Source organism: Neglectibacter caecimuris (assembly GCF_034335015.1).
Classification (GTDB): Bacteria; Bacillota; Clostridia; order Oscillospirales; family Acutalibacteraceae; genus Acutalibacter; species Acutalibacter caecimuris_A.
The window spans coordinates 1-21,469 of sequence record NZ_JAWXXK010000006.1 but is presented as its reverse complement, the minus strand read 5'-3'; the positions used below and the strand labels follow the sequence as shown (position 1 = coordinate 21,469).

The window sequence follows — 21,469 nt, the reverse complement described above, 5'->3', positions numbered from 1 at the left end:
ATTTCCTCCTGTTTTCCTCAAAACATCTTATTTTACCGTATAAGCCCACAAAAGCTTCAGCGTGTTTTCTGCGCCGTCCTTGTGGGAGCGCTCATAGCCGTGAGAGGCGTACACGCCGGGGCCGATGAGGCCGTGGCGAACATCATACCCGGCGGAAAGGGCCGCCTCGGCATCGGAGCCGTAGTAAGGATATACGTCCACGGCAAAGGCCGCCTCCGCCTGCTTTGCCGCCTGTACCAGAGCGGTGGTGACGGTATAATCATAAGGGCCGCCGGAATCCTTGGCGCAGATGGAAACCTCCCGCTCCGTGCACTGCAGGCCCTCGCCCACACAGCCCATATCCACGCTGACGATCTCGGAAACGTCCTCCGGCACAGCGGCCGCCGCGCCGTGGCCCACCTCCTCGTACACGGTGAAATGCAGGTAGACCTTTCGCTTCAGGGAAGCCTTCTTTTCCTTCAGCTCCCTGGCATAGGCCAGCAGGATCGCCGCGCTGAGCTTATCGTCCAGAAACCGGCTTTTGATATACCCGCTTTCCGTTACCACCGTGCGGGGAGAAAAGCACACGAAGTCTCCCACCTCGATCCCCAGCTTCCGGGTATCCTCCGGGGTTTTCACCGGCTCATCAATTACCACTTCCATACCGGCAAACTGCCGCTTTTTCTCGCTGTATTCCCGGTTCACATGGGCGGAGGCGTCGCAAAGCTGCAGGCAGCCGGTATAGGTTTTCCCTTCCCTGGTGTAGATCAGGCAGTTTTCCGCCTCACAGTTCTGTGCCTGAAGGCCGCCCACCGGGGAAAGCCGCAGCCGCCCGTTTCCCTTGATGGACTGCACCACCGCGCCCAGGGTATCCACATGGGCCATCAGCAGCAGCCCGTCAGGCTCCTTTTGATCTGCCGCTTCGCCGCCCAGGCAGACGGCAACGCCGCCCTTTCTGGTCTTTTTCGGCGCGTAGCCCAGCGCGGTAAGCTCCTCCAGCAAATAGTCCGCCGCCCGCTCCGTAAAACCGGAGGGGCTGTCAATGGCGCAGAGCTTTTTCAGCTGCTCCACGCAATACGCTACTTGTGTCACGATAATTTCTCCTTTTTTCAAAAATGAGGGAAGCAAAAATCAGCCTTTCAAAAAATCGGCCAGCGCCTGAAGGCGCTCCTTCACGCCCGGCTCGTCAACAGCCGGAACGGTATTGGTATTGTGGCATAAAACGGCGGGAAAGATCTCCCGACAGCCCATTTGGCGCAGCAGCGTTTCCGCTGTTTCCTGAGCTCTGCGGGGGCTGCCGTCGCCGCCGCCCACCAAAATCAGTCCGCCGCGCTTGGGGGAAAAGGGAAGCTTTTCTCCCCGAAAGGCCCTGGCGCAGTAATACTGCTGCAAGCGGCTGAGCACGGAAAGCAGAGGCCCCGTCAGCTCTGAGAAGTAAATGGGAGAAGCCAGCACGATACTATCACAGCTTTTCAGAGCGGCATCCACCACGGCCCAGCCGTCCTGTTGACAGCACCCGCTGTGCTTCCAGCAGTAACGGCAGTCCACACAGGGCGCAATTTTTTGAGAGTAGGCCCGCACCTCTCTGATCTCCCCCGGCAAAAGCTCCCGAAGCATTTCCAGCAGGGAGGCGGTATCCCCCCGCTTTCTGGGAGAACCGTTCAGGAGCAGTGTTTCCATGGCCTTTTCCTTTCCCGCAAAAAAATATAGACCAGCCCGCTCCCTCATGGGACGGACAGGTCCGTGGTACCACCCAAATTGCCGGAAGAAGCCCCAGGGCTTCTTTTTGGCCGCTTTTCTTCCCGTTAACGCCGGGGTACGCCGCCATTCTTCACAGCAGCCATGCCGAAAACGCACCGCCAATGAAACACCCGGCGGCGGGAGCGGCCTGCTTTTCTCCACCAAACGGCTTGCACCTGCCACCGTCTCTCTGCATGGGAAAGAAAAAAGCATCTTCTCCGCACGAAATTCTTCTCTATTTGGCTTCATTATATTCTCTTCGCTTTCTCCTGTCAATCCTTTTTCCTTGTGGAAGCCTTCTGCTTTTTGCGAAAATTCCGGATTGACAAAGCAAGGGACCTGACCTTATACTGAACATTGTATATCGGCTGTCGGGCCGTTCTTGTTTTCGGGTATGGGAGGAACTCTTTTATGAAATCAACCCCACTGCAGAAAAACAGCTTTTATTCCCAGATCGGGAAGCTGGTCATTCCCATTGTTCTGCAAAATCTTTTAAGCGCCGCCGTGAGCTCCGCCGATGTGGTCATGCTGAATTTTGTGGGCCAATCCTCTATTTCGGCGGTATCTCTGGCCTCACAATACGCAAACATTTTATTTATGGTGCTTTACGGGCTCGGCACGGGGGCGACTATGCTGTGCGCCCAGTATTTCGGCAAGGGAGAGCATAGAGCCATTCAGGTGGTGGAGGGGATCGCCCTGCGGTTTTCCGTGACCTGCGCCCTGATCTTCGCCTTAGGCGCGCTGACCGTTCCCGACTGGATGATGCGCCTGTTCACACCGGACCCGGAGCTGATCCGCATTGGCGCCTCCTACCTTCGCATTTTGAGTGTGGCGTACCTCTGCTGGGGTCTGACGGAGGTTTACCTTTCCGTGCTGCGCAGCGTGGGGCGGGTGACCGTCAGCATGGCCCTAAACGCCGTGGCCTTTACCACCAATGTGATCTTGAACGCTGTCTTTATCTTCGGCCTGTTCGGCGCGCCGAAAATGGAAGCGGCGGGCGTGGCCCTTGCCACCTCTATTTCCAGAGTGCTGGAGCTTGTGCTGTGCTTTGTTGTTTCCGCCAAAAGCCCTGACGTGAAGCTGAAGCTTTCCTATCTGTTCCTGCGCAGCAAGGAGCTGTTTTCCGATTTTATGAAAATGGCCCTGCCCGCTTTGGCCAACGACACCGTTTGGGGGCTTGCCTTTTCCCTGTATTCCGTAATTATCGGCCAGTTTTTGGGGAACGATGCCGTGGCGGCAAATTCCCTGGCGGTGGTGGTGCGGAATTTCGGCACCATACTCTGCTTCGGCATGGCAAACGCCGGCGGGATCCTGCTGGGCCAGAAATTTGGGGATAATAAGCTGGAAGAGGCGGAAGCGGACGCCAAAAAGATCGTGCGGCTCACGGTGATCACCGGACTCATTGGCGGCGTGATCGTGCTGCTTTCCATGCCCCTGGTGCTGGGCTTTGCCGATTTAACGGAAACCGGAAAGCACTATCTGAAGGTCATGCTGCTGATCAATTCCTATTATGTGCTGGGTGCGGCGGTAAACACCACACTGATCGCCGGTGTATTCCGTGCCGGCGGCGACAGCCGCTTCGGCTTGATCTGCGATACCTTCGCCATGTGGGTTTACGCCCTGCCCCTGGGCTTTGTGGCCGCCGCCGTGCTGAAGCTGCCGCCTTTGTGGGTCTATTTCCTGCTCTGCACCGATGAATTCATCAAGTGGCCCTGGGTGATCCACCATTACCGCAGCAAAAAATGGATCAAGAACATTACCCGGAACGGGCTGTTCCAGGAGCAGCCGGAAACGCTTCCCAGTCCCGGGGAAAACTCTTAGGGCAATGCCCACATATTAAGGCAGGAAACCGGCTCTTAGCGGGCCGCCGTTCAGGGCAATTTGCAAATTTTCAAAAGAGGAAAGCGAGGGATCGTTTTGAAAAAGACTATCCGCGATGTGGCGGCAGTTGCCGGAGTATCTCCCGCCACAGTGTCTCGCGTGCTCAATAAAAGCGGCTATGTCAGTAAAAAGGCTTACGACAGCGTGATGAAGGCCATCGAAAAAATGGACTATTCCCCTAACGCCATGGCGGTAAGCTTGTCGAAAAGCCGTTCCAGGCTGATTGGGATCATCGTTCCCAGCATCTACAATGAATTTTTTATCGATGTGGTGTACGCAGTGGAAAAAAAGGCGGAGAGCTGTGGCTTTCGAGTATTGTTCTGTAACACGGATTACAGCGTAGAGAAGGAACGGGCCGCTATTGAGGATCTGATTTCCTACAAGGCAGTTGGGCTGATCATCATTCCAAACCGCGTGCGGGAAAACAATAACGTAAAGCTTTTGAATCAGCTTTTGAAAAATGAAACTCCGGTAGTTTGCGTGGACCGGGAGCTTCCGGGCTTTGCCGGGGACACGATCTATATCGATAATGATTCCGGGCTGACGGAGCTGGTGGAAGCCATCGTCCAAAAGGGACACAAACGGATCGCCGTGCTGCTTGATACCAAGGAAGATTCGCCCGGCTCTCACATATCGAAAACAGATACGGACAGAATAGAAACGGTGAGAAAGGCTCTGCACGCTCACCACCTGGAGCTTTGCGAGGAATATATCCTGCGCACCTCCTGTGCCGACAACTCCTATCACGCCGCAATGAAGCGCTTTGCCGAAATGCCAAAACGGCCCACCGCTGTGATCACCCTATCCAGTAAGGCCACCGTTTGCGCTGTGTGCGGCTTTGTTTCTCACGGTATAAAAATTCCGGAGGACATTTTTGTAGCCGGGTATGATGATTTTCATGTTCTGGACGCATTCCGCTATTCCGTACAGTATTCTCCCGTACCGGTAGAGCTTGGCGCAGTAGCCGCCCAGACCCTTTTTAACCGTTTGGAGCCGGAAGGAAACGCTTTTCCGAGCCAGCACATCACCATTCCCTCCCGCATGAGCATTGAAGAATAAGAATTTGTACATGCGGCTTATCGGTACAAGCTCTTGGAACCCGTATTCACAGCAGAGACTTTCGTTCAAGCAGCGTCCCTGTTCAGGAATACAGGTTCTAAATTTTTTTGCCTTAATATGGAATCGGTTCCATATTCAAAGTCAAAACCCCAAGCGAATCTCTGTGCATCTTTGCAACTATTACCAAAAAGTTCCTTGAATAAAAATTAGAAATCGGGATATTGACAACGATATGTCTTTATGATAATATGAAAGCGGTTCCACAAAACCAAATTTTATTCTTAGGAGTGACAAACATGAAAAAACGCAAGGTTTTTGCCGCGCTGCTGGCAGCCGCCACGCTCTGCTCCGGGTGCTTCCTGACAGGGTGCGGCTCAGACAAACCCACAAGCAGTGGCAGCGCTTCGGCGCCCGCCCCGCAGGGCTCCGGCACATCGAAGCCCGCGGCGGAAAAGGTGACGGTAGAATACTACACCTGGGCCGATGAAGACGTGTACATGCCCGCTATTGTAGAGGCCTTTAACGCCCAGAGCGAAACCACCCAGGTAAACCTCACCATCGTGCCCTCCTCCGCCAGCGATCCGGACGCTTACGAAAATAAAATCACCGCGCTTTTGGCCGGAGGCGGCGATCTGGATCTTTTTGGCACCAGCGTGGTAAAAAACTTTGCCAAGCGCCGGGACGTGGGAAATTTAGCGGACATGACCGACGCGATCCAAGCTGCCGGAATCGATCTTTCCCGGTACGGCGAAGATTTCCAAACCACCCTGGCGGACGGAAAATGCTACGGCCTTCCTTACCGCTTCAGCGCTTACGCCCTGTTCTACAACAAGAAGATCTTTGACGCGGAGGGAGTGCCCTACCCGGAAAAGATGACCTGGGACGAATACGCCGTGCTGGCAAAGAGCCTGACGAAAACCAGGGACGACGGTACCAAGCAGTGGGGCGGATTTTTGCCCAACTGGATGGGCGAGCCGATCATGACCGTGCAGATGGGCTCCAACGTGCTGGATCCCGATTCCGGCGCCTTGAAGGAATGGCTGAGCCTCCTGAACCGGATCTACAACGAAGATGCTTCTCACATGAGCTTTGAAGAGATGAACAGCACCTCCACCGACTGGTTAAAAATATTCTTAAACGGTGATGTGGCCATGCTTCCCAACGGCGAATGGACTGTTGGAAACGCCAAGCAGGAGCTGGCCAACAATGCGGAGTTATCGGGAAAATGCGATATGGGCGTTACCTACATGCCCCAGCCCGACGGCGTGCAGGAGCCGGCGACCATCGGTGGTCACAACACCTTTATCTTCATCAGCAGCCAGAGCAAAAAGTTTGAAAATGCCTTTGAGTTTATCAGGTTTTTGACCGGCGCCGAGGGCGCGAAGCTGCTGGCGGAAGGCGGTATGCTTTCCTCTTATACCGACGATACCATAGAGCAGGAATACCGGGAGCTTTCCGGGCTTGACAACACAGACGCGTTCTTCAATACGGAAATCCGCTACGAAATGCCCCCCACAGGAAACGGTGCGGAGGTAGACGCCATCTGGCGGGAAGAAAAGGAGCTTTGCCTTATTGGAGAAAAGAGCGTGGACGAAGCCATCGCAAGCTTTGACCAGCGCCGGACGCCCCTGCTCAGTCAGGAATAATTTCAGGCTTCATAGTAGCCAAACGACGAATAGCCGGGTCTGCCTGGTCCGGCTGTTTGTCCTGGTAATAGGAGGTCCCCTGTGGCTGTAAAATCATCTGAAAAAAGAAGAATTCGTTCTCTTCGGGAAAATTTGACCGGCTGGCTTTTTGTGCTTCCCGCTTTTCTGGGATTTCTGCTTTTTTTCTTTCTCCCGATCCTGAGCGGAGCGGTTTTCAGCTTTACCGATTTTAACGGTTTTAATCTGGATTCTCTGCAATTTGTCAAGCTGGAAAACTACAACCGGCTGTTTTCCGACGACTACTTTTTGAACGCTTTTTCCAACAACCTGATCTACGCCCTGCTCTTTACGCCCCTTACCCTGCTTCTGGCGCTGTTTTTCGCGGCTGTTCTCAACCGGGTGACCTTCGGGCGCAAGTTTTTCCGGGTATGCTTTTTCCTGCCCTACATCTCCTCCATGGTTTCCGTGGCGGTGATCTGGAAGCTGATCTTCAGCCCCAACGGCCCATTATCCTCTATGCTGATGGGTCTGGGAGTCAGCGAGCCGCCGAAATGGCTGATGTCCTCCGATTGGGCGCTGTATGCCCTGATCATCATTGCCGTCTGGAAAAATTTCGGCTACTACATGCTGATCCTTCTGGCGGGAATGCAGACCATTCCCGGCTATCTGTACGAGGCCGCGGAAATCGACGGCGCTTCCGCCTTTCAGCGCTTTCGGAAAATCACCCTCCCGATGCTCTCCCCCACCATCTTCCTCTGCATCGTGATGCTTTTGATCAATTCCTTCCAGGTATTTGATCTGGTAAATGTGCTGACCAGGGGCGGGCCGGGGTACGCCACACAGGTTCTGGTATACCGGATCTACACGGAGGCCTTCACCTATTCCCACATGGGCTACGCCTGCGCGATCTCCTACTTCCTGTTCCTGGTGGTCCTGGTGATCACCGTGATCCAGTTTGTCGGGCAGAAATACTGGGTGCATTATGAATGAAGGAGGGAAAAGTATGACAAAAACCATCCGGCTCTTAAAACGCGTTCCCTTTTACCTGCTGCTATTTGGCCTGGTGCTGGTCACGGTATTTCCCTTCCTCTGGATGATCTCCGCCTCTCTGAAATATGACGCGCAGGTGTTCACCAATCCTATCCAGTGGATCCCCGATCCCATAAACCCGGGGAATTACAGCAAGGTCTGGCAGGAGGTCCCGTTTTTGACTTTCTACAAAAACACCGCCATTGTCGCGGTATTTGGCACGGCCCTGCAGGTGCTGTGCTGCTCTCTGGCGGCCTATGCCTTCGCAAAGCTCCGCTTCTTCGGGAAAAACCTTCTGTTTCTGGCTTTCCTTGCCACCACCATGATCCCCTGGCACGCCATCATGCTGCCTCAGTATATCCTTCTGGGCCAGCTGGGTATGACCAACAAGCTGAGCACTTTGATCCTGATGCAGGGCTTCAGCGCCTTTGGGGTATTTCTGATGCGCCAGTTTTTCATGGGGCTTCCCAATGAGCTTCGGGAGGCAGGAAAAATTGACGGTGCCGGCGAACTGCGGATCTTTTTACAGATCATGCTGCCCCAGGCCACACCGGGCTTGGCAACCTTGACTATTTTTACCTTTATCGGCCAGTGGAACGATTACATTGCTCCGCTGATCTACCTGAACGATCCAAGCAAGTATACCCTGCAGCTGGGGCTGGGCATGTTTTCCGGGCAATACACCATGCAGTACGCCCTTACCATGGCAGGCACCGTATGCGCCATGGTCCCCATCTTTATCGTTTACCTGATCTTTGAAAAGCAGATCACCCAGGGCATTGCCTTTACAGGCATGAAGGGGTGACCTTTAGGAAAGGACATGATACGCCATGAAAAAAGGAGTACAGCTTTTTACCGTTCGAGACTACCTCCGCTCTCCTGAAGAGGTTTATTCCTCTCTCCGGCGGATCCGTGATATGGGCTACAATGCCGTACAGGCTTATTCCATTCCCGCCGTATCGGAAGAGGAAATGCAGGCCATGCTGGATGAGCTGGGCCTTACGGGCTGTTCCGCCGACGCCGAACTGGAAGAACTGGCGAAGAACCCCGGCGCTGTGGAAAAAGCCATAGAAAACGCACGGCTCCACCGGGTAAACGCCATCTCCATCGGCACCCTTCCGAAGGAATGGAGGGAGTCAGGGGAGGGCTACCATCTCTTCGCTCAGGAGATCAATCAGGTTTCCCGGCTGCTGGAGGGAGAGGGGCTTCATCTGCTGTATCACCCTCACGCTCTGGAGTTTTTCTCCCTGGGGCAGGGAAAAACCGGTATGGATATTCTGACGGAGGAAACCGATCCCAAGGGCCTTTACTTTGCCCTGGATACCCATTGGCTCACTGCCGCGGGCGTGTGTGTAACAGACTGGCTCCGCCGCATGCGGGGCCGCATGGATATTGTACATTTTAAGGATTACGCCATTGTAGGCGGAGCAGAACGGATAGAGGACGTGCATAAACGGTTCGCCGAGGTTGGCGAGGGAAATTTGAACTGGCCTCCCATTCTTTCGGTATGCCGGGAGATCGGCGTGGAATTTATCATCGTAGAGCAGGACGTTTGTCCCGGAGATCCCTTTGAAAGCCTTGCGGTCAGCAGCAGGAATCTGACAAAGCTGGGGCTCTAGCCCTTCCTCTCAAACCAATTTTACAGGAGATTTTGCAATATGGCATTCAGAAGAGTAAAGGCCGCCCTGATCGGCAGCGGCATGATCAGCTATAAATATTTGAACACGATCACGAAAAAGTTTCATGTACTGGAAATGGTAGGCTGCTCCGACCTGATCCCGGAGCGCTCCGCCCTTCGGGCAAAGCAGTTCGACATACGGCAGATGACCAACGAAGAGATCTGGAACGATCCCTCCATTGAAATCGTTTTGAACACTACATACCCTCTTTCCCACTATGAAGTGACAAAACGCTCCTTGGAGGCGGGCAAGCATGTATTGACGGAAAAAATGGTGGCAGTAGAGCTCAATGAAGGAAAAGAGCTGGTGGAATTAGCCCGTTCCAAGGGACTTTTCTTCATCTCCGCCCCGGACACCTTTCTGGGCGGCGGCTGGCAAACGGCCCGCCATCTTCTGGATTCCGGCGTGATCGGAGACCCCGTTGCCGTTCATGCCGCCTGCGTCCGTTCCTATCAGGATCACAGCGAGGAGGAAGCTCTCTATAAGGCCTTCACCCTGAGCAGGGGCGGCGGCATTCCCTTTGATATGGGGGGCTATTATCTGCACAATATGGTAAATCTGTTAGGCCCTCTCAGCCGGGTAACGGGATTTATGCAGACCCGCAGGCCGCAGCGCCCTTACACCAACCCGCGCCACCCGAGGTACGGTCAGGAATTCACTGTGGATTCGCCCAATACCATGACGGCGGCACTGGAATTTTCCGGCGGCGTGCTGGGGTCTCTGGTTTTGACCAGCGAGGGCGCTGTGGACGCGAACCCCGGAGAGGAGACCATTCCCACCAATCCGCACATTGAAATTCACGGAACTCAGGGCTCGCTGATCCTCTTTGACCCCAATCTGTTCAGCGGGGATATTTACCTTCTGCGAAACACCATAGAGGGGCCGGTAAAAATGCCCATTCTCTATCCTTTTCAGGATGAGTGCCGGGGAATCGGGGCCGCCGACCTGGCTTACGCCATTCTGAACGGCCGCAAGCCCCGGGCCGACGCCACCCTGGGCTATCACGCCTTTGAAGCGATCCACGGCATCTGGGAAAGCAGTGAAAGCGGAAAAATCCACACCATGGAATCCACCTGTCAGCGCCCGGCAGCCTTGCCGCTGCGGGCCTTGGCCGGTACTGCCTACGAAGCCATACTGGATCATTGATCCTCCAAATATTTCTCTGAACAACAGAAAAGAACCTTTCTTCTCAAAATGAGGGAAAGGTTCTTTTTCTTTAAGAAACAAGGGCGTGTTTACATTTAAGATAGGCGCACGGATCTTCGAGCAAAATTTTGCAGGATTCAAGGCGAAAAACCTTAGGATTTTTAACATAGAAGCCTGCAAAATTTGCCGAAAAGGCGTGTGCGTTAGCTTCATCTGAACACGCCCTAATGCTGAACAACTGTTCCTCTGGACATAAAACGCCGAAGGCTGCGACCTTTGCTACCCTCGGATTGCGCCCGCTTCCTTCAGTGCGGCCACGATCTCATCGGTTTTCATGCCGCGGGAGCCCTTTACCAGCACCGCGTCGCCGGGCTGGAGAGCTTCCTTCAAAAAGGCGGCGGCTTCCTGGTTGGTGGCGAACCAGTGGGCCCCCTGACCGTATCCGGCGGCGATTTCCTTTGAAAGAGGCCCAATGGCCGCCAAAAGCTCCACGCCTTTTTCTCTGGCGTATTTTCCCACTGAGAAATGGCCCTCCTGGGCAAGATCTCCCAGCTCCAGCATATCCGCCAGCACAGCAGCCTTTTTGCCCGTGTTTTTCCGGGAGGCCAGTACCTCCAGGGCGCTTCGCATGGAATCCGGGCTGGCATTGTAGCTGTCGTCAATGATGGTGAGGCCGTTTGCTTCCTCGATCTGCTGCCGCATGGCGGGGGCCTTGTAGGCGCCGATGGCCCGCGCGGCGTTTTCGGCGGGAACGCTGAGATAACGGGCCACCGCCATGGCGGCCAGGGCGTTTCGCACATTGTGCTGGCCGGCGGCGGGAACGAACAGCTCCTGCCGCTCTCCCCCCGGCCCCTCGCAGGTAAAAAAGGTTCCCTTATCCGCTTCTCGCAGAGAGGAAGCCCGCCAATCACACTGAGGGCTAAGGCCGAAGGCGATCACCCTGTGCTTGCCGCTCTGCTTCAGGGAGGGCAGCAGATCATCGTCTCCGTTTACAAAAAGCGCGCCGTCCTCCGGCAGATGATCGGCGATCCGTGCTTTTTCCGCCAGAATGTTTTCCCGGCTCTTCATATATTCGATGTGGGAAACGCCGATATTCGTCATCACGGCACAGGTAGGCTTTACCACGGCGGAGATCCGGGCCATTTCCCCGGGCATGCTCACCCCCATTTCCACCACGGCGGCGGTGTGCTCCTTCCGCAAGCCGCAGACAGTGATGGGAACGCCTACCTGGCTGTTCTGATTTCCGGCGGTCTTATGTACATTGTACTGCGCCGCAAGGGCCTGGGCCACCATTTCCTTGGCGGTAGTTTTCCCCACGCTGCCGGTAATGCCCACCACAGGAATGGAAAACTGGCTTCTGTACCAGGCCCCCACCTTTTGCAGAGCCGCCCGGCAATCGTTTACCAAAACCAGCGGGCCCGTGCGGGGCGCCGCTTTCTCCTCTGTAAAGGAAGCGGCCGCACCGTTTTCCAGGGCCATGCCGATAAATTTGTGGCCGTCTGTTTTCTCCCCGCGAATGGGGACGAACATTGCCCCCGCTTTTGCCTCCCGGCTGTCTGTAAAAAAGGTGGTGACCACGGTATTCTCATCGCCGCAAAGCAGGGTCCCCCCCGCGGCCTTGACAATTTCAGAAAGCTTACTTCGCATAAATCTCCTCTCCTGACGGCACGTCAGCCTGATAAAGCTATAGGCCCCTCAGGCTGACATGTTATGCTCTCAAAACTAGGCCAGCGAGCCCATGGGATCCCAGGGCTCCAGATAGATGGGCTCCTGCTCCAGCTCCTTTTGCTGCCCGGCAGTGAGATATTTCTTGTTTACTACCACCTGATAGGTGTATTCGGTGAACCAGTCGTCGCTCATTACATAATAGCCCTCTTCGCCCGCTTCCTTGCCCCAGCTGTTTTCCACTCTCCAGCGGGTGGGGTTTCCCGCCTCGTCCAGGTTCACACCCTGGAAGACCATGGCGTGGGTCATCAGGCTTTCGCCGTAATCCAGGCGCTGGGCCTTATTCATGCCAAAGACGGTTCCGAAAAGCTCATCGACACGCAGGGCCTCCAGATCCAAAATGCCGCCCTCTCTGCTGGAGGACTGGCCTACATCGCAGCCAAACCAAACGGGGTCTCCAGCCTTCAGTTGGGCGATAGCCGCTTGTTTCAGGTCTTCTACGGGCAAGTTCAAGTACTTTACAGGACGCCCTTCCTTCACATTTCCCAGCATCTTCACAGTGTAGGTTTTGTGGTAAGGCTTATCGGCGGTGGGAGCGTTTATCAAGCTTACATACTGGCTGAGATCCCAGCCTATGTACTTCCGGAAAAATTCCGTTCCGGTCAGAGCTTCGTCCCGAATGAAGCTCTTGTTTTTGTCCCGGGCCTCAAAGGTGAAGGTTTGGGGCGGGTTTCCAAAGGCGATGCACAGCATGTTGTAAATATTGCAGAGCATCACTTCCTTCTGCTCCCGCAGCTCTTCGGCGGTTTTCCCGGCGGCGTGGGCCTCCCGGAGCTCACAGGCGAATTCCCGCAGCCGCCGGGTCATGTAAACGGTCACCTCACGGGTAGCGGAGGAACAAGCGGTCTCCGGCATAGCGTCCAGGGGAACAACGCCGTATTTTTCAATCAGATTGCAAAGCATATCCCACTGCCCGCCGTCTCCCAGGGGGTCCCGCAGCAAATGAGAGATCAGCCTGCCCTCGGTGGGCTCTTCCAGGGTATCCAGAATATTTTCCAGAAAGTAATTGGCCTTTTCCAGCTTGTCATAAAACAGGGTATAGTTCTGAGACAGCTCAAAATGCTCCAGGTTCAGCCTGCGCATTACTTCCACCCGCATGGTGTTCAGCGCGGCAAACATCCAGCACCGGCCGGAGGCCTTTTGATTCGTAATTTTCCCCGTTTCCAGCTGAATGGAAAACTGGTGGCGAACCTTCCTGCGCGCGAAGGGGTTTCCCGCAGATTTGTTGACGCCGTTGGCGGTGACCGCCAGCTGCGCCACCCGTTTCGCCGGGTCGGCGGCAAAATCCTTTTCAAAGGCGGCAAGCTGTTCTGCTGTGATCTTTTTTTCCATGGCGTTTCTCCCTTTCCCTTTTTTCTAAAAAATGATAAAAAGCGGAAGCAGGCTCCGGCTTTATACTGCCCGATTTTGCAAAAGACCTCTCAAACGGTGTTTCCCGGTGGTAAGTAACTTCACTTGACAAGGGAAGCTATAGTTTCTCATTGCCGCTTTTCGTTTTCCAAAAGCTCCCGGATCACGACCCGCTCGTCAAAAGGATATTTCTTCCCCTCGATCTCCTGATAGTCTTCATGGCCCTTCCCCGCCAGAACGATGATATCCCCGTCCTCCGCGTGGGTAAGGCACCAGCGAATGGCTTCCCGGCGATCCGGTATTTCCAGATAGCTCCCCGCTGTTTTTTCCATGCCCACCTTGATATCCTCGATGATATCCAGCACATTTTCAAAGCGGGAATTATCCGCCGTGAGAATGGAAAGGTCCGCAAGCCTTCCGCTGACCTCCCCCATTTCATAGCGGCGCACCTTGGGGCGGTTCCCTCCCGCGCCGAACAGGCAGATCAGCCGGTGGGGCTTGTATTCCCGCAGAGTGGTAAGGATATTTTCCATGCCCACGCCATTGTGGGCGTAATCCAGCAGCAGGGTATAATTTCCCGGCACCGGAACAGGCTCTACCCGCCCCTTTACCTTCACGCTGAGAAGCCCCTGCTTCATGGCTTCCTCGGAAATACCCAGCACCTTGCAGCAGCCCATGGCCGCCAGGGCGTTATAGGCGTTAAATTTCCCCGGGATCCCCACCTCGGCGGTAAAGCCCATGGCCCCCGACACCTCAAAGGCAATGCCCAAAAGGCCGGGGCGGTTCAAATGGCGGCAGTTTTCTCCCCGCAGCCAGGCGTCTTCCGAAAAGCCGAAGGTTTTCACCTGGCAGGTATGGCCCCGCAGCATTTCCTCCAGGCTGGGATCATCCAGATTCACAACGCCGGTTTCGCACATGGAAAACAGCAGCGCCTTGCTTTCCAGATATTCCCGCATATCTTTATGCTCCACGCCGCCGATATGGTCTTCGGAAAAATTGGTAAACACGCCTACGGCAAAGGGAAAGCCGTACACCCGCTTTTCCTTCAGGCCGATGGAGGAGGCCTCCATCACACAGTATTCACAGCCCTCGTCCGCCATTTGACGCAGGTATTTCTGCACTTCAAAGCTTGCCGGAGTGGTATTTTCCGTTTTGATCAGCCGTTCCCCAAAAGCCACGCCGATGGTGCCGATAATTCCGGTTTTATGCCCGGCAGCCTCCAGAATGGAGCGCACCATGTAGGCGGTAGTGGTTTTCCCTTTGGTTCCGGTGATACCGATCACCTTGATATCACGCTCCGCCGGGTTCCCGAAAAAGACAGCGCTTGTCAAAGCCAGCGCTGCCTTCGTATCCGGCACCACGATCACCTGGGCGCCGGAAACTTCCACTGGCTCCTCCGCGAGAATGGCGGCGGCCCCGGCGGCCCCGGCTTGGGCGGCATACTGGTGCCCATCGGAAGAGGCCCCCCGCAGGCACACAAACACACAGCCCGGCCTTGCCTTTCTGGAATCATAGACCACGTCCGTTATTTCCACGTCCTGAAAGCCAGCCTCCACGTGCAGAGGGGCCAAAAGCTCTGATAACAGCATACTCCGCCTTCCTTTCTGACAAATCCATTTCATCATACGCTTTTCCCAGGGAAAAGTCAACAAAACCTCCCATAGAAAGCTTTCCTTCCCATGTATATTATACCAATATGCACGGCAAGAAATGAGCAATTATAAGAGATTGCTAAATTATAGTTTATATGATACCTCTTGGCTCCCCTGAAAGGGGAGCTGTCACGGCAAAGCCGTGACTGAGGGGTTCCGACCGTACAGCAGAAAAGTTAAGCTTCATGCGGGTTTTCAGCGAACTGAACCTCTCCACCACCTAACGGTGGTCCCAGAAGGTTGCCAAGCAACCTTCTTCCCCTATTCAGGGGAGGCAAGAGGTTTCTGCTGCTCGCTAACCTGCAAGTTCCAATTTGTCGAACTTGACCTTATCCTTAATTTCTCATTGCTCATTCCTAATTATCCAAAAAACAGCCGGTACAGGGTGGGCTCTACGTGGAATTCCGACATGGCACGGCGTACCTCTTCCAAGGCCTTTTGCCTGGTTTTCTCTGAAAGCTCCGGAGCCTTTACCGCCCGGATCAGGATATTTTTCGGCGTATGGGCCAGATCCACAAATTCCAAAAGCTGGGTGCGATATCCGGCATATTCCAGCAGATTGCCCCGGATCGCGTCTGTCAGCAGGGCGGAAAAGCGCTCCCCAATGATGCCGTACCGGGTCAGAAGAGAAAGTTCTTCGGTGTGCAGCTGGCGGTTCAGCTCGTGCTGGCAGCAGGGAACGGAAAAAATCATTTTACTGCCCCAGGCCACCGCGTTAAAAAGGGCATAGTCTGTTGCCGTATCACAGGCGTGAAGCGTAATGACCATATCCACTTCAAAAGGGCACTGAAAGCCGCCGATATCCCCCACCTGAAAGGAAAGCCCCTCATAGCCGTACTTTTCCGCCGCCCGGCTGCAGGCCTCGATCACATCGGCCTTCAGATCCAGCCCGATCATGTGGACGGAAAGGCCCCCTGACCTGCGTGAGATAGTAATATACAATAAAGGTGAGATAAGATTTTCCGCAGCCGAAGTCGATGATGTTCAGGTGAGTGAGCTTCTGCTTTTTTACGGCATCGTCTATGATCTCCAGAAAACGGTTGATCTGCTTATATTTATCGTACATGGGCTTCAGGATCTTTCCCTCTTTGGAAAAGATCCCCATATCCACCAGCGGCTCGATCACCTGGCCCTCCGGCAGCAGGTAATTTTTCTTTCTGTTGTGAGAGGGAGGCGGCAAAGCCGCGGTTTCTCCGGCTTTTTTGCGGCTGTAAAGCACTTTCCCTTTCCGCGTGATCCGCACCGCCGTTTCGCAGCCCTCCGCCCAGGCGTTCAGCTGCCGGAAAGAGCTTTCCAGCGCTTCCAGGCAAAAATCCCCCAGCTCTTCCGCCGGGATATTTTTATGAAAGACCTGCTTTTCGGTATAGCTTTCTATTTGATAGCCCGCTTCCATCCACCGGACCACGACCCGCTGATAGGGCGTCTCCCCCTGGGCCGGAATACTCAGCACAAGCTTTGAGGGCTTTGTTTCCATGAGCTTTTGAATGGCTTCCCGCAAGGTATTCATCACGTCACGCTTCCCTTCTCACAGCCAAAGGGCCGTGGAAATCAAGTACAGGGCCAGCCAGTAAAGGGCCATGATCGGCTTTTGCAGCTTTTCCCCCAAATGGGAAAATTCTGATTTTGCCACCATCATATCGGAAACAAAAAAGCTGAGCATTCCCAGGGAAAGCGGCAGATATTCCACCCTTCCAGAAAGAAGCGGCAGCGGCAGAGCCAACGCCAGGGAGGTGGATAATACCGCCACATACAGGCAGCAAAATACCGCCTGCACTCCCATTTTGGGAAGCTCCCGGCGAAACAGCAAAAGCGCCGCCAGCATGGCCGCCGCCCAAACCGGCAGGCTCCACAAAAACCGCGGGGAAAAGCTGCCCCAGGCCTCTAAAATCCAGCAAATATGCGCAACGGCAAACAACAGCATACCGGGAAGAAACTGAAGCTCCAAAAGAGCGTCCGCCGCCATACACAGCAGGAAAAACCAAAAAAAGCCGTGGACAAACGGGGTTTCTCCCCGCAGGCAGAAGGCAAACCCGGCAGAGCCTGCTGCCAGAAAAGTACCAGCGCATTTGGCCACCAGGCTTTCCCGCATCAGCCTGTTCCGCCGCAAAATGAAATACAGGGCAAAGCAGGCACACCAAAGCGGCACGGCCACAAAAGAATATACGATCAGGTTCATTGCAGGCTCCTCCTTTTTACAGCTGTGTTTTTATGATTTTCCGCTTTTCAATGCCCCTCCAGGTTATCGGCGAAAGGCGCGGAGGTATTGAGATAAAACAGATACTCTCCCTCGGCGGTTTTTTGAAGACAGCAATACTGCTCATCGCTGAAATCATAGTATTGGGACAGCTTGCTTTTGAGTTCCTCCTCCGGTACGGACGTGGAAAAAATCACGGTGGAGAGGCAATCCACATGATTTCCCGTACCGGTGGTATTTCCCGTTTCCGAATACGCTTCCTTCACAACAGCGTCGGAAAGCTCCTGCCGCAGCCGGCTTTGCAGCTGTTCCGTCTGACACCGGGCGGCGGCGTGGTTGACGCACATTCCCAAAGCCTCATACCCCACAAATGCCGCGATCAGAACAGCGGGCAGCAGTAATACTGCCAGACCTGCCCTTTTGAGCCATTTCACAACGATCCCCCCTTAGGGAAAAAGCAGACTTATCCCTGCTCCAGGGCAATTACGCCGGTGCGGGTGACCTCCTTTACGCCGAAGGGCCGCACCAGGTCAAACAGGGTATCGCACTTTTCGGGATCCCCGGCGAATTTCAGGGTCACGGAGCCTTTGCTGACGCTTGCCACCTCGGCCTTCATCAGGGCGGCGATCTGATTGATCTCCCCGAAGCTCTGGGTATCGCAGCCGATGCGCACCAGCATCAGCTCTGCCCTCACCGCATCCGTGCCCAGAGAGCGCACCTTGATCACGGGAATGATCTTATTGAGCTGCTTTTCCACCTGTTCCAGAATGTAATCGTCTCCCTGGCCCACAATGGTCATGCGGGAAACGCCGGGATTCTCCGTGGCACCCACCGCCAGGCTGTCGATATTATAGCCCCGCCGGGAAAACAGCGACACCACCTTAGACAGCACGCCGGGCCTGTTTTCCACCAGTACGGAAAGCGTGTATTTCATAACCCATCACTCCATTTTTCGCAGACTGCGCTGAAAGCCGTTTTTCAAACGCTGGGCGTTTCCGGGTCTACCCGGCAGACCAGCACATAGGGCGTGGGGCTGGCCAGCATTTCCCTGGCCAGCTCCTCCGCCTGAGCGTTGTTCTCCGCCAGGGCCGCCGGGATCCCATAGGCCCTGCAAAGCGCCACAAAATCCGGGTTTCCGTCCATGTGGGTGGCGATATGCCGCCCGCCATACCGAAGATTCTGATATTCCCGTACCATACCCAGCCGGCGGTTATCCATCACAATGATCTTCAGCTGCGCGTGGCAGGCGCACACCACCGCAAGCTCGTTCAGGCTCATTTGAAAGGCCCCGTCCCCGCAGACGGCCACCACCTGCCGCCGGGGCTTCGCCAGCTTCGCCCCCAAGGCGGCGGGAAGGGCATAGCCCATGGTCCCCAGGCCGCCGCTAGTAAGGAAGCGCCCTGACCGCTGGGTGAAATTGATGGCCGCCCAGATCTGGCACTGGCCGGGGTCGGCGGCCAAAATAGCGTCCTCGTCCATCAGGCCGGAAAGGGCGCGCAGAAAGGAACGGGGCTCCACCGCGTCCTCCCGGTCCTCCCCTCTTGGGACGAACTGGTTCTTATATTGCAGCACCTGCCGCCGCCACTCCCGAAAATCGCCGGGTTTTATCTGCTCTGTCAACGCAGTCAGCACCTGGCGGATATCGCCGACGATGGGAATATCCACCCGCATGTTTTTCCCGATCTCCGCCGGGTCCACATCGATATGAATGATTTTCGCCTGCTCCGCGATCTGATTGGGCAGGGCAATGGCCCTGTCCCCCACCCGGGCGCCGCAGAGCAGGATCAGATCCGCTTCGCCGATGGCACGGTTGGCAAAGCTTCTGCCAAATTTTCCGATCATGCCCAAATAGGCGGGCTCCTCCTGCTGCGGCAACAGGCCCCAGCCGCTGCCGGCGTTGGACATAGCCCCCAGGCCCATCATGGTGGAGACCACCGGGATCCCGGTTTTTCCGGCAAAGGTGTTCATCTCCTCCCGGGCCCCGGCCAGCACCACGCCGCCGCCGCAGCAGATCACCGGGCGCTTTGCCTCGCCGATGGCCTTCACCGCCTTCTTGATCTGCATGGGGTGCCCTGCCAAATTGGGTTTATAGCCGATGATATCTGCTTTTTCAGGATACTGAAACCGGGGAATCAGCTGCTCCTGCACGTCCTGAGGCACATCGATGAGCACCGGGCCCGGCCGCCCGGTGGCGGCAATGTGAAAGGCCTCCCGAAATACCCGGGGCAGCTCTTCGGCGGAAGTCACCAGATAGCTGTGCTTTGTAAAGGACTCGCAGGCCCCGGTGATATCCGCCTCCTGAAACACGTCCCGCCCCAGCAGCTCCAAATTCACCTGGCCGGTAATGGCGATGATGGGAACGGAATCCATAAACGCCGTGGCGATCCCCGTGATCAGATTGGTGGCGCCGGGGCCGGAGGTAGCGATACACACGCCGGGCTTTCCCGCCGCCCTGGCATAGCCCGAGGCCATGTGGGCGGCGTTCTGCTCGGAACGCACCAGCACATGGCGGATCGAAGAGCCGTACAAGGCGTCGTAAAAAGGGCAGATCGCCGCGCCGGGATAGCCGAAGGCGATTTCCACTCCCTCAGCTTCCAGGCATTTTACCATTACTTCCGCTCCGCTTATCAAATGAGATCCCTCCGCTCTGTGCCTCCATGAAATTCAGGGCTGTTTCCCGTTGTCATAACGTAAAATTTATTTTTGAAATAGGAATTGGTCACTTCACGCTCCACACGAAAGCCGCAGCGCTCATAGACCTTGACGGCCCTCTTGTTAAAGCAGGCTACCGACAGCCGAAAGCTCCGGGCGGAAAACTGCTTCCTGCCGAATTCCATTCCCAGGCGTACAAATTCCTCCCCCAGCCCTTTCCCGCAAAGTTCCGGGCGCAGACCCAGGCCGAGATCCAGATGATCTCCCTCATAGACATTTGCTTCCACCGTGGGAATTCTGGCATCCGCCCCAAAATGGAAGTGCCCTATCAGCTTCCCCTCCCGGTCCAGGCAGGCGAAGGCCTCTCCCTCCGGGTAGTCCGTCCGCCCGTTCCTGTTATAAAACGAACATTCGCCTTCATAGCGCCAGAAGGCCATTTCCCCGGCATAAGCCGCCGTCATGGGCACAATGTTTCCGTACATCACAGCTTCCTCCCGTGAGAGCGCCCGGCAATATCGCATTGGGCCGCGGCGTTTAAATCCATGCCCGCCGTATTTCCCGCAAGAAATTCATAATACCCCTGGGAAGCGATCATGGCGGCGTTGTCCCCGCAGAGGCTCAGCTCCGGCATATAGAGCTTTTTCCCCGTTTTTTCACAAAGGGAGAGAAGCTCCCTGCGCAGCAGACGGTTGGCGGAAACGCCCCCGGCGATAACCAGCTTTGTTTCCCCGGTCATTTCAGCTGCTTTTTGGAAATTTTCCGTGAGGCAATTTACCACTGCCCGGCGGTAAGAGGCGCACAAATCGGGAACGCTTACCTCTTCCCCTTTTTGGGAAGCGTTGTGCAGCAGATTGATCACCGCCGTTTTCAGCCCGGAAAAGCTGAAATCCAGCGGCGCGCCCTCCACCCTGGGGTGGGGCAGCCGGTAGGCTCTGTCGTTTCCCCCTTCGGCGATCTTATCCAGCTCCACGCCGCCGGGATAGGGGATTCCCATGGCCCGGGCGGCCTTGTCAAAGGCTTCTCCCGCCGCGTCGTCTCTGGTACGTCCCAGCACCTGAAGTTCCGTATAGTCCTTCACCTGAATGATATGGGAATGCCCGCCGGACACCACCAGGCAGAGGAAGGGGGGCGTAAGCTCCGGAGAAGTCAGGTAGTTTGCCGCGATATGCCCCCTCAGATGGTGTACGGGCACCAGGGGGAGCCCAGTAGAAAGGGACAGGCCCTTGGCGAAATTCACCCCCACCAACAGCGCCCCGATGAGTCCCGGCACACAGGTAACGGCAATGGCGTCCAGTTCCTTCCAGGTTTTTCCGCTTTGCTCCATGGCCTCCCGTACCACACCCACTATGGCCTCGCTGTGGCGGCGGGAAGCGATCTCCGGCACCACGCCGCCGTAGATACGGTGCTCCTCCACCTGAGAGGCGATCACAGAAGACAAAATCTTTCTGCCGTCCTCCACCACCGCAGCGGCGGTCTCGTCGCAGGAGCTTTCTATTCCTAAAATCAGCATATACGATCTCCACCTTAAAATTTGTACTTGCTAAGCCGCTGCGGTACTTTCAATCGAGAAATTCCCATAGGGAATTTCCTGAAAAGAAAACGGTACGTTTTCTTTTTGCGGTCTCGTCGCAGGAGCTTTCTATTCCTAAAATCAGCATATACGATCTCCACCTTAAAATTTGTACTTGCTAAGCCGCTGCGGTACTTTCAATCGAGAAATTCCCATAGGGAATTTCC

At 55.4% G+C, this 21,469-nt stretch carries 18 protein-coding genes and 1 pseudogene; 7 read left to right on the top strand and 12 right to left on the bottom strand.

Going from position 1 to position 21,469, the window contains the following annotated elements; translation table 11 throughout:
* Nucleotides 1–27 precede the first annotated feature (27 nt).
* Together U8T64_RS09610 and U8T64_RS09605 are read right to left on the bottom strand one after the other, a co-directional pair.
* Nucleotides 28–1,071 carry a M42 family metallopeptidase gene (locus tag U8T64_RS09610; protein ID WP_367575416.1) on the bottom strand — a complete coding sequence of 348 codons (1,044 nt, stop codon included), beginning with the start codon at nucleotides 1,069–1,071 and terminating at the stop codon, nucleotides 28–30.
* Between the two features lie 39 nt (nucleotides 1,072–1,110).
* Nucleotides 1,111–1,659 carry a flavodoxin family protein gene (locus U8T64_RS09605; RefSeq protein ID WP_322183195.1) on the bottom strand — a complete coding sequence of 183 codons (549 nt, stop codon included), beginning with the start codon at nucleotides 1,657–1,659 and terminating at the stop codon, nucleotides 1,111–1,113.
* A 471-nt stretch (nucleotides 1,660–2,130) separates the two neighbouring features.
* On the opposite strand from U8T64_RS09605, the gene U8T64_RS09600 reads away from it, so the two are divergent.
* The 7 genes from U8T64_RS09600 (at nucleotide 2,131) to U8T64_RS09570 (ending at nucleotide 10,159) form a co-directional block, all read left to right on the top strand.
* Nucleotides 2,131–3,540 carry an MATE family efflux transporter gene (locus U8T64_RS09600; RefSeq protein ID WP_322183194.1) on the top strand — a complete coding sequence of 470 codons (1,410 nt, stop codon included), beginning with the start codon at nucleotides 2,131–2,133 and terminating at the stop codon, nucleotides 3,538–3,540.
* 96 nt (nucleotides 3,541–3,636) lie between these two features.
* The gene (locus tag U8T64_RS09595; RefSeq protein ID WP_322183193.1) at nucleotides 3,637–4,659 is read left to right on the top strand and encodes a LacI family DNA-binding transcriptional regulator; all 1,023 of its coding nucleotides are present in this window, start codon (nucleotides 3,637–3,639) and stop codon (nucleotides 4,657–4,659) included.
* Between the two features lie 296 nt (nucleotides 4,660–4,955).
* Entirely contained in the window at nucleotides 4,956–6,305 is a 1,350-nt protein-coding gene (locus tag U8T64_RS09590) for an ABC transporter substrate-binding protein (RefSeq protein WP_322183192.1), read from the top strand.
* 81 nt (nucleotides 6,306–6,386) lie between these two features.
* Nucleotides 6,387–7,295 (top strand): carbohydrate ABC transporter permease, encoded by a 909-nt coding sequence (locus tag U8T64_RS09585; protein ID WP_322183191.1) that lies wholly within the window; start codon nucleotides 6,387–6,389, stop codon nucleotides 7,293–7,295.
* A gap of 13 nt (nucleotides 7,296–7,308) precedes the next feature.
* A complete protein-coding gene (locus U8T64_RS09580; protein ID WP_322183190.1) occupies nucleotides 7,309–8,139 on the top strand; it encodes a carbohydrate ABC transporter permease in 831 nt (276 codons plus the stop codon).
* 25 nt (nucleotides 8,140–8,164) lie between these two features.
* On the top strand, nucleotides 8,165–8,953 hold the full coding sequence (locus U8T64_RS09575) for a sugar phosphate isomerase/epimerase family protein (protein WP_322183189.1): 789 nt from the start codon (nucleotides 8,165–8,167) through the stop codon (nucleotides 8,951–8,953).
* Between the two features lie 39 nt (nucleotides 8,954–8,992).
* Entirely contained in the window at nucleotides 8,993–10,159 is a 1,167-nt protein-coding gene (locus U8T64_RS09570; protein WP_322183188.1) for a Gfo/Idh/MocA family protein, read from the top strand.
* Nucleotides 10,160–10,438: 279 nt separating this feature from the next.
* On the opposite strand, the gene U8T64_RS09565 is transcribed toward U8T64_RS09570, so the two are convergent.
* The 10 genes and pseudogenes from U8T64_RS09565 to tsaD form a co-directional block, all read right to left on the bottom strand.
* Nucleotides 10,439–11,806 carry a UDP-N-acetylmuramoyl-tripeptide--D-alanyl-D-alanine ligase gene (locus tag U8T64_RS09565; RefSeq protein WP_322183187.1) on the bottom strand — a complete coding sequence of 456 codons (1,368 nt, stop codon included), beginning with the start codon at nucleotides 11,804–11,806 and terminating at the stop codon, nucleotides 10,439–10,441.
* A 75-nt stretch (nucleotides 11,807–11,881) separates the two neighbouring features.
* Nucleotides 11,882–13,216, bottom strand: coding sequence for a C1 family peptidase (locus U8T64_RS09560; RefSeq protein WP_322183186.1), 1,335 nt, complete (start codon nucleotides 13,214–13,216; stop codon nucleotides 11,882–11,884).
* A 146-nt stretch (nucleotides 13,217–13,362) separates the two neighbouring features.
* Nucleotides 13,363–14,823 (bottom strand): UDP-N-acetylmuramoyl-L-alanyl-D-glutamate--2,6-diaminopimelate ligase, encoded by a 1,461-nt coding sequence (locus U8T64_RS09555; protein WP_322183185.1) that lies wholly within the window; start codon nucleotides 14,821–14,823, stop codon nucleotides 13,363–13,365.
* Nucleotides 14,824–15,246: 423 nt separating this feature from the next.
* A pseudogene (locus tag U8T64_RS13900) lies at nucleotides 15,247–15,952 on the bottom strand (class I SAM-dependent methyltransferase).
* Nucleotides 15,953–16,411: 459 nt separating this feature from the next.
* Complete coding sequence (locus tag U8T64_RS09545; RefSeq protein WP_322183184.1) at nucleotides 16,412–17,062, bottom strand: lysoplasmalogenase family protein; 651 nt, start codon at nucleotides 17,060–17,062, stop codon at nucleotides 16,412–16,414.
* A gap of 47 nt (nucleotides 17,063–17,109) precedes the next feature.
* Nucleotides 17,110–17,514 carry a hypothetical protein gene (locus U8T64_RS09540; protein ID WP_322183183.1) on the bottom strand — a complete coding sequence of 135 codons (405 nt, stop codon included), beginning with the start codon at nucleotides 17,512–17,514 and terminating at the stop codon, nucleotides 17,110–17,112.
* Between the two features lie 29 nt (nucleotides 17,515–17,543).
* Complete coding sequence (gene ilvN, locus U8T64_RS09535; RefSeq protein ID WP_322183182.1) at nucleotides 17,544–18,014, bottom strand: acetolactate synthase small subunit; 471 nt, start codon at nucleotides 18,012–18,014, stop codon at nucleotides 17,544–17,546.
* Nucleotides 18,015–18,058: 44 nt separating this feature from the next.
* On the bottom strand, nucleotides 18,059–19,711 hold the full coding sequence (gene ilvB, locus U8T64_RS09530; RefSeq protein WP_322183181.1) for a biosynthetic-type acetolactate synthase large subunit: 1,653 nt from the start codon (nucleotides 19,709–19,711) through the stop codon (nucleotides 18,059–18,061).
* Nucleotides 19,708–20,214 (bottom strand): GNAT family N-acetyltransferase, encoded by a 507-nt coding sequence (locus U8T64_RS09525; protein WP_322183180.1) that lies wholly within the window; start codon nucleotides 20,212–20,214, stop codon nucleotides 19,708–19,710. Before U8T64_RS09525 ends, ilvB begins: the two co-directional genes overlap by 4 nt.
* A complete protein-coding gene (gene tsaD, locus U8T64_RS09520) occupies nucleotides 20,214–21,242 on the bottom strand; it encodes a tRNA (adenosine(37)-N6)-threonylcarbamoyltransferase complex transferase subunit TsaD (protein WP_322183179.1) in 1,029 nt (342 codons plus the stop codon). Before tsaD ends, U8T64_RS09525 begins: the two co-directional genes overlap by 1 nt.
* Nucleotides 21,243–21,469: the final 227 nt, after the last annotated feature.